Below are 7,747 nucleotides of genomic sequence, written 5' to 3'. Positions count from 1 at the left end.
TGAACGGCATAGACCCTCAGAATTACCTGAAACACTTGTTTGAATGTATTCTTCATGGTAAGGACTGCGACAAGAAGGCTCTTCTGCCATGTTTCTATAAACCGGAATGTTAAAACAAAAATATTTTCTTACGGGCATTTTTATTTTATCGGCTGAAAGACAGCCGATAAAATTGGCGTGGCGGAAAATAGTATGGTTACATAAAGCAAGGAACTCTAAGTCATAGTTATGATGAGTGTTTCATTATTAATGGTGAAGATTGTTCCTCATACTTACTAAAGCATCTTCGGAAAAAAAATATGAATATTAAGATTCATTTGTATGTTTGGGATTCAAGTAATTGGTTTGATTATTATCGACATCAAGATCTGTATGACTCTATTCATACATTTGATATGAGTGATGCTGATAAATATGAGAAAGCAGAATATTTGCCCTTTTTTATACCTCGTGAAATGCAAAAATCACGATACCAACCAGAATTTAAATATAAAATAAGTTGTATTGGAACTGACCACGACGGACGAGCGTACATTATAAGAAACTTCATAATTCCTCTGTGTGAACAAAGAGGATGGTCTTATTACTTCAAATTGATGCCATTCTTTAAAGAACAGTTGGAGGATAACAATGATAATTTGTTTATTGAGTACCCCATAAATGCGGACGATTATAATACGATTATGGAGGAGAGTGAGTGTGTTCTTGATATTGATCGACCAATGCAGACTGCTTTGACACCTCGATTTGTATGGGCATTAGCTGCAGGAAAGAAGATTATTACTTCTAACCAAAACTATAGAAGATTATTGGAATCTATTGTATCTAAAGATGTTATTACTCAACAAGTAAAATGCATTGATGTGAATAAACCCATTCTTGATGTGGAGTTTATGAATAAAAAATTGTCGTTTTCTTCTAAAATAGGAATGGAAAGACTATATATACAAAATTGGGTAAATACGATATTATATGGCAAAGAATAGAATTGATCACATTGATATTGCTAAGGCAATAGGTATTGTGTTAATTATTAGTTCTCATATCGTTTGTACAACTAATTTTAGCAAGGATTTGTTATTGACGACTTATTGGAATGTCTTAGGCTCTTTTTATGTCCCTTTTTTCTTTTTGTTGTCTGGAATATTTACCCCCCCCTGGGCTCGGGTAATTTATTAAATAAGCCTTCATTAATTAAGTTGGGGAGAGGGATCCTTAATCTTATCTTTCAGTTTTTTATCTTTTTTATTTTGGGTATTACGACCTATTATATAGTAAAAGGGCAATGGCTTATAGCTTTTAAGGTAAATGGACCATTATGGTTCTTACTTGTATTAATTATGGACAAAGTAATCTTTTATTTCTTGCTTGTTCGCCCTCGTTATCAAACTATAGTTGTTGTAATATTCATTGGATTATGGGGATGGTATGTAGGTTATCACGGTCATAATTATTTTTATTTGGGTGCGGCTGCAACAAGTTTACCTTTTTATGCTATGGGACATTATATGAAAAAATGGCTTATTGATGATAAATTCAATTTTTACCGATGCCTTTCTGCATTTATTATATGGTTCATTTGTTTTTATTTGTTTTTCAGACCACAGAATATAGCTTTAAATATGATAACTCAAAATCCTATTACATTTTATCTCGCAGCAATAAGCGGTAGCATTGTAGTAGTGGAGCTTTGTAAATGCATAAGAGTGAAATGGATGCTACCTTTTGGAAAGTATAGTATTATCCCTATGTGTGTACATTGGCCTATATTACTTTGTATTCAACAAAAGTATTACTCAAACTCGTACTATGAGTGGTGTCTTATACTTATAATCACTTTTGTATTATCATATCTTTCTATCGTTTTATTTGTAAATAGATGGTGGGATGTAACAAAAATAGGAAAATAATGAATCGTGTAAAAAGAAAATATATTTATTGGAAAGATATTCTTGAACGTCGCCATGTTGGATTGCAAGCTACTAAGGGGCACCAAGTGAGAATTTATAATTGGAGTAGGGTCTATAGTCCAGACCTGTGGTTGGTTAACTTTATCGAGAAGAGGGGATTACTCATTGGTAAACCAAAACTTAAAATAGGGCTATATTCTATTTTTGCTCCTGACTGGTTGACTGTTTTTGATGATTGTGATTTACGTATTTTTGTGGCACGTGAAAACTTGCATAAGCCGGGAATGAAAAGGTGGGAACACCAATTTTTAAATGACAACCGTTTTCAATTGTCTATTGGATTTGATAATCTTGAACATGACCAATATTTACGTATTCCTTTTTGGATGACATGGAATACTTTTCAACCAACCGATACTTACAAAGAGATAAAAGAAAGGGTCTTGCACATGAATAACCCTTTGAATCATTCGTATGACAATCGTAAGTTTGCTTGTTTTTTATGTAGTCATTCTGACCCTGGACGTCAGCATTTATATGATCGTTTAAGTTCTATAGACCGAGTGGATTGTGATGGTCGTGGTATGCATAACAATGACACTTTGCGTATGATACATAAGGATAATAAACTTTCTTATCTTCGCGATTATCGTTTTAACCTGACTCCTGAAAATAGCAATGATCCTTATTATTGTACGGAGAAATTGATGGAGGCGTTTCAGGCAGGCACTGTGCCTATTTACTTTGGGTGTAATAACAACCCGGAACCAGATGTGATTAATTCTAAAGCAATTGTATTTATTATGCAGGCGGAAATTCCAGAAAATCAATTGAAGTTAATTTCCGAATTGAATAGTAGCAAGGATTCTTATATGGAGTTTGCTACACAACCCTGCTTGTTACCAGATGCAGAAAATGTAATTTGGGGATATTATGAGCAATTGGAAGATAAATTGAAGGAAATTATTAAGAACGTATAATAGGAGAATTGTGACGTGATTAGGACAAAAAAAGACCTCAAACATTATTTAAACTTGGATAGGCAAGTATACGGCATTACAAAGCACTTTCCACCGTTTTTTGGAGGAGAACATTGGAAATTTCTCATAGCGTTAAGATATGAAGAATATCACGCTAATCAAAAAGGTGTTTATCATAAAATTCTGAAGAAAATCTGGTATATGATCCATCGTCATTATGGTGTAAAGATGGGTTGGGATATTCCCATTAATGTTTTTGGACCTGGGCTTAAAATAAATCATTTTGGTCTTATCGTGGTAAATGATAATGTTAGAGTAGGGGCTTTTTGTGATATTCATCAAGGTGTAAACATCGGTCAGCAAGGTGATTTGGCAGATGATGTGCCAACGATTGGTGATAATGTATGGATAGGTCCCGGTGCTAAACTCTTTGGGAGAATCCATATCGCAGATGAATGTGCTATTGGTGCTAATGCTGTGGTGAATAAAGACTTTTTAGAACGTAGTACAACCATAGCAGGTATACCAGCAAAAAAAATATTGGATAAAGGAAACCCTTGGATTCGACATCTAAAAAATAACTGACATGATTCCTAAGATAATACATTATTGTTGGTTTGGTGGTAATCCTATTCCTGTTAACTACCAATGTTATATAGATAGTTGGCGTAGGCTAATGCCCGATTATCAAATCATTCAATGGGACGAAAAAAAATTCGATGTAAAAGGCATACCTTTCACTGCGGAAGCTTACGAAAAGAAAAAATATGCTTATGTGAGTGATTATGCGCGGCTGAAGATCCTTTATGAAAATGGCGGCGTATATTTTGATACTGATGTGGAAATGGTGAAGCCAATCTATGACATTCTTGAAAGAGGAGCGTGGATGGCTTTTGAGAAGAATGTTAATGCACCGGAAGCTGCTATTAATGTGAATCCTGGATTAGGATTTGCTTGTGAGGCAGGTAATCCCATCATTCGGGAAATTATGGAGTATTATGAAAACAATCATTATGTATTGTCTGATGGCACTTTACAGCAAATTCCTATTGTACCTATTACTACCAATGTGTTGAAAAGACATGGTCTGCAACTATCGGACATTCCATTGCAACTTAATAACATTACTATTTACCCTTGGGAATATTTTTGTCCCATAGAGTATCTTTCTAATAAATGCGAGCTTACTTATAATACACGAACCATTCATCACTATGCGGCTACTTGGATGAGCTTTGCGGATAAGATGAAAATGAAGAAAGGGTATTGGATAACTAAAATCAAACGTTTCCTTAAGCATGAATAGAAGAAAAATATTGCATTTTACTATTCTGTGGATCATCTATGGTTCGTTGATTCCCCGTTTTGTCTGGAACAGTCAACTAGTGGCTCTTGTGCCGGATATTCTATTGTGTGTGTTACTTGTTTTCCATGCGCCCCAAAGAGGTTGGCCAAATATTAAATCTAGCATCGGGGCGTGGATCGGGCCTGTTTTCGGGATTATTTTGCTTTTGGGTATTGTTTCATCTATCATTAGCTTTACACCGCTCATGGCGACAATATGGGGAGCGAGGCAGTTTGCACGTTACGGTTTGATTGCCTATATGATTATCATGTTCTTCAAGCAAGCAGATGTTGATTGGTTTAAAAAAGTGCTTGATAAGTCTGTTCAATGGAATGTATTGTTTGTAGTTGTAGAGTTTGCTTTGGGACAAACGGGTGATTCCATGGGAGGTACTTTTAGTGGAAATGGAGATTTTTCCATCTATCTGGCTGTGATAACTTTTGTTTCTACAGCTGATTACTTTCAGAAAAGGATAACTTTAAAACGTTTTGTTTTCATCTTTTCTTTCTGTTTCATAGCTGGAATACTTGCTGAAATCAAATTGCTGTATATGCTTCTTCCCATGTGCTTGTATGGGGGGTATATTTTGTTTAAGAGATTCGACATCAAACAGATTGTTATATTGGCGGTGGCCTACTTTTTGCTGATACCAGTGGTGAAATTTACTTTGTCTTTCTATTATAATGAAGATTATGTAAATGCTACGTTCGACAGTGGGAAAGTGAGCGGCTATTTGGAAAATGACTATGGATTGCAATCGGGCAAATCGGGTATCTTGAGTTTTAATCGTAATACGTGTATTAAGCGGAGTACGTATTTGCTTTCCAGTGATATGAAAACAGTTTTGGTGGGTAATGGTATTGGTTCGTTGACGCAGTCGCAAATATTTAAAACACCGTTAGCAGAGAAATATTCTCCTACCTATTATTTCTATTTTACTTTCTCATACGTGCTGTTGGAATTGGGATGGATGGGTTTTGTGTTTTTTCTTTTGCTCTATGTCCTTATTATCATACGCTTCTATTCTTTTTATCACAATGCGAAAGATGGAGTGGTAAAATATTGGTCGGCTTTAGGGCTTTTTATGGGAGGGGTAAGTTTTGTTTTTATGTGGTATAATGCAACTGTATATTCAAATTATTATTTCCCTTTCGTTGTATTTGCAGTGTGCTTTGTAGGCATTAAATTGCGTAGGTAAAAACTTGTTAATAATAGTGTAATTTTTTATGAATCCTAAAGTTTCTATTATAGTTCCAGTTTATAAGGTTGAACAGTATCTGGACAGTTGTGTACATTCTCTTTTAAATCAGACATTGAAGGATATTGAAATTATTCTAGTAGATGATGGTAGTCCGGATAAGTGTCCTATTATATGTGATTTGTATGCGCAAAAGGATACTCGTGTAAAGGTTATACATAAGACTAATGAGGGGCTCGGTATGGCACGTAATAGTGGAATCGAATTTGCTACAGGAGAATATATTACTTTTTGTGATTCTGATGATTATGTAGATTTAGAAACATACGAAACAGTATATCAAATATGTAAAAAAAAGAATTTGGATATGTGCTGTTTTCAGCATCGCCGAATAACAATTGATGGGATAAAGTTAGAATCCAAAAGCAAAGTGCACGAAGAGTATTTTCGGGGATGTGAAGAGGTACATCGATTTTTAATGGGGGTTATAGGAAAAGACTATGAAAATCCAAAGAGTTATAATTATGAAATGAGTTCTTGTATGGCTTTGTTTCGTCGAAGTCTTTTCATGGAAAGTGGAATACGATACCCAAGTGAACGAATAGTTGCTTCAGAAGATTTTGTTTTTTTACTTTATTTCTTACCTTATGTACAGAGTGTAGGGATTATTCCTAATGTATTTTATAATTATCTAATAAATCCGGTGTCTATCTCTCAAAATTATTCGGAGCAGAAACATGAACGACTACTAAAAATGCTAACATTATTAAGAGAATATTGTGAAATAAATTTTGAATATGCCGATTATAAAAATCATTATTTCTCACAAATGCTACGGGTTTTTAAAATAATTCTTAAATATATATCATACAGTAAGGAGCCGTTTTTACAGAAAGTTAGGCATCTAAGTAAGGAAACACGTAACCCAATATTATCAGAATTTTATAGAGATCCAGTAAGTCGTAAATATGGATTAGGAAATAGCCTTTATATATTTTGTATGAAACATCATATAAGTTTATTCTTTATTCTATTATATAAATTTAAGTGAGATGATATATAAACCCAATATTGGATATACTGTAAAACATGATCTATGTACTGGTTGCGGTGTATGTGAAGATGCTTGTCCGTCTCATGCCATTCACGTAGATGTGAAGAAAGGATGTTTTCGTCCTATAGTAGATAATGAAATGTGTCTGAATAATAAAGGATGTCATCGTTGTTATGATGTATGTCCTGGCATAGGGGTAAATCTGCAACAATTGACACGAGAATGTTTTACTGAAGGAGTTACGGACGAATTAATGGGACATTATCTAAAATGTTTTGTAGGTCATAGTAGTGATTTTGATATACGTTATCATTGTGCATCTGGTGGTATGGTAAGTCAATTCCTTATATTTCTTCTTGAGAAGGAATATATTGATGGAGCAGTGGTGACAGCATTTAATGCACAAGCTCCATTGTTGGTCAATTCATATATAGCCCGAACTCGTGAAGAAGTTTTAATGGGAAAAAGTAGTAAATATGCACCTGTTTCTCTTAATCATGCTATTCGTGACATAAAAAAAGCAGAAGGTACTCGGTATATAATTGTTGGCTTACCTTGCCATATAGAAGGATTCCGGAAATATGAGAAGGTGGACAAACGATTCCGTGAAAAGGTTGCAGGATATTTTGCCATTTATTGTTCATCTGGTCGAAATTTTCATTTGACAGAGTATGTTTTTCGTAAAAGAGGAATACAAAAAGAAAAACTAACGTATTTTGCTTATCGAGATAATGGTTGTTTGGGCAATATGGTTGTAAAAGGAGAGGGTATAGAGTACGAGGAAAGATTTCAGAATTATTATCATCCACTTAGGAGCATTTTTGTACCTCGTCGATGTACAATGTGTATAGATCATTATGGAGAATTGGCGGATGTAAGCTTTGGGGATATCCATGTAGAACCATATATACAGGATAAGGTAGGAATAAATTCGTTAATAGTACGTAATCATAAAATGCTCGACTGGTTAATGGAAGCTAAAGATGAGGGGGTGATTGCGCTTGACGAAATTCTAGCAAAAACAGTGAATGATAGTCAAGTGATGGCTAGAATAAAAAAATATCGTAATTCTGCTTTTATTGGTTTTAATAGAATGTTGGGAAAGAAAGTGCCTATATATGATTTGCAACTTCATGGAGGTAATCAATTAAAATGGTTAATATCTTATTTACATACTAATATTCAGCAATTTATAGGATGCTATAAGTTTTTGTGGTTTTTGATTCCATTAGTAAAAGGGAAAGCTCCTAAAATTTGATA

Annotated in this window: 9 protein-coding genes; all 9 read left to right on the top strand. The window is 34.3% G+C overall.

Annotation, left to right across the window (positions count from 1 at the left end):
• The first annotated feature begins 299 nt into the window (after positions 1-299).
• The 9 genes from HMPREF9009_RS19185 to HMPREF9009_RS19150 all read left to right on the top strand — a co-directional run bounded on the left by HMPREF9009_RS19185 (position 300) and on the right by HMPREF9009_RS19150 (position 7,745).
• On the top strand, positions 300-986 hold the full coding sequence (locus HMPREF9009_RS19185) for a WaaS/CpsH family glycosyltransferase (protein ID WP_049703015.1): 687 nt from the start codon (positions 300-302) through the stop codon (positions 984-986).
• Positions 973-1,179, top strand: coding sequence for an acyltransferase family protein (locus tag HMPREF9009_RS26425; RefSeq protein WP_130060964.1), 207 nt, complete (start codon positions 973-975; stop codon positions 1,177-1,179). The genes HMPREF9009_RS19185 and HMPREF9009_RS26425 overlap by 14 nt, the downstream gene beginning before the upstream one ends.
• A gap of 161 nt (positions 1,180-1,340) precedes the next feature.
• Positions 1,341-1,910 (top strand): hypothetical protein, encoded by a 570-nt coding sequence (locus HMPREF9009_RS19180; protein WP_130060965.1) that lies wholly within the window; start codon positions 1,341-1,343, stop codon positions 1,908-1,910.
• A complete protein-coding gene (locus HMPREF9009_RS19175; RefSeq protein WP_049703013.1) occupies positions 1,910-2,890 on the top strand; it encodes a glycosyltransferase family 10 domain-containing protein in 981 nt (326 codons plus the stop codon). Before HMPREF9009_RS19180 ends, HMPREF9009_RS19175 begins: the two co-directional genes overlap by 1 nt.
• A gap of 54 nt (positions 2,891-2,944) precedes the next feature.
• Complete coding sequence (locus HMPREF9009_RS19170; RefSeq protein WP_232313630.1) at positions 2,945-3,475, top strand: serine O-acetyltransferase; 531 nt, start codon at positions 2,945-2,947, stop codon at positions 3,473-3,475.
• 1 nt (position 3,476) lies between these two features.
• Positions 3,477-4,196 carry a glycosyltransferase family 32 protein gene (locus HMPREF9009_RS19165; protein WP_049703011.1) on the top strand — a complete coding sequence of 240 codons (720 nt, stop codon included), beginning with the start codon at positions 3,477-3,479 and terminating at the stop codon, positions 4,194-4,196.
• The gene (locus tag HMPREF9009_RS19160; RefSeq protein WP_049703383.1) at positions 4,189-5,433 is read left to right on the top strand and encodes a hypothetical protein; all 1,245 of its coding nucleotides are present in this window, start codon (positions 4,189-4,191) and stop codon (positions 5,431-5,433) included. The genes HMPREF9009_RS19165 and HMPREF9009_RS19160 overlap by 8 nt, the downstream gene beginning before the upstream one ends.
• A 28-nt stretch (positions 5,434-5,461) precedes the next feature.
• Complete coding sequence (locus HMPREF9009_RS19155; protein WP_049703010.1) at positions 5,462-6,484, top strand: glycosyltransferase family 2 protein; 1,023 nt, start codon at positions 5,462-5,464, stop codon at positions 6,482-6,484.
• Position 6,485: 1 nt separating this feature from the next.
• Positions 6,486-7,745, top strand: coding sequence for a Coenzyme F420 hydrogenase/dehydrogenase, beta subunit C-terminal domain (locus HMPREF9009_RS19150; protein WP_049703009.1), 1,260 nt, complete (start codon positions 6,486-6,488; stop codon positions 7,743-7,745).
• Positions 7,746-7,747 lie beyond the last annotated feature (2 nt).

The organism is Bacteroides sp. 3_1_13 (genome assembly GCF_001185845.1).
GTDB lineage: Bacteria > Bacteroidota > Bacteroidia > Bacteroidales > Bacteroidaceae > Bacteroides > Bacteroides xylanisolvens.
This window is presented reverse-complemented; position numbering and strand designations above follow the sequence as displayed.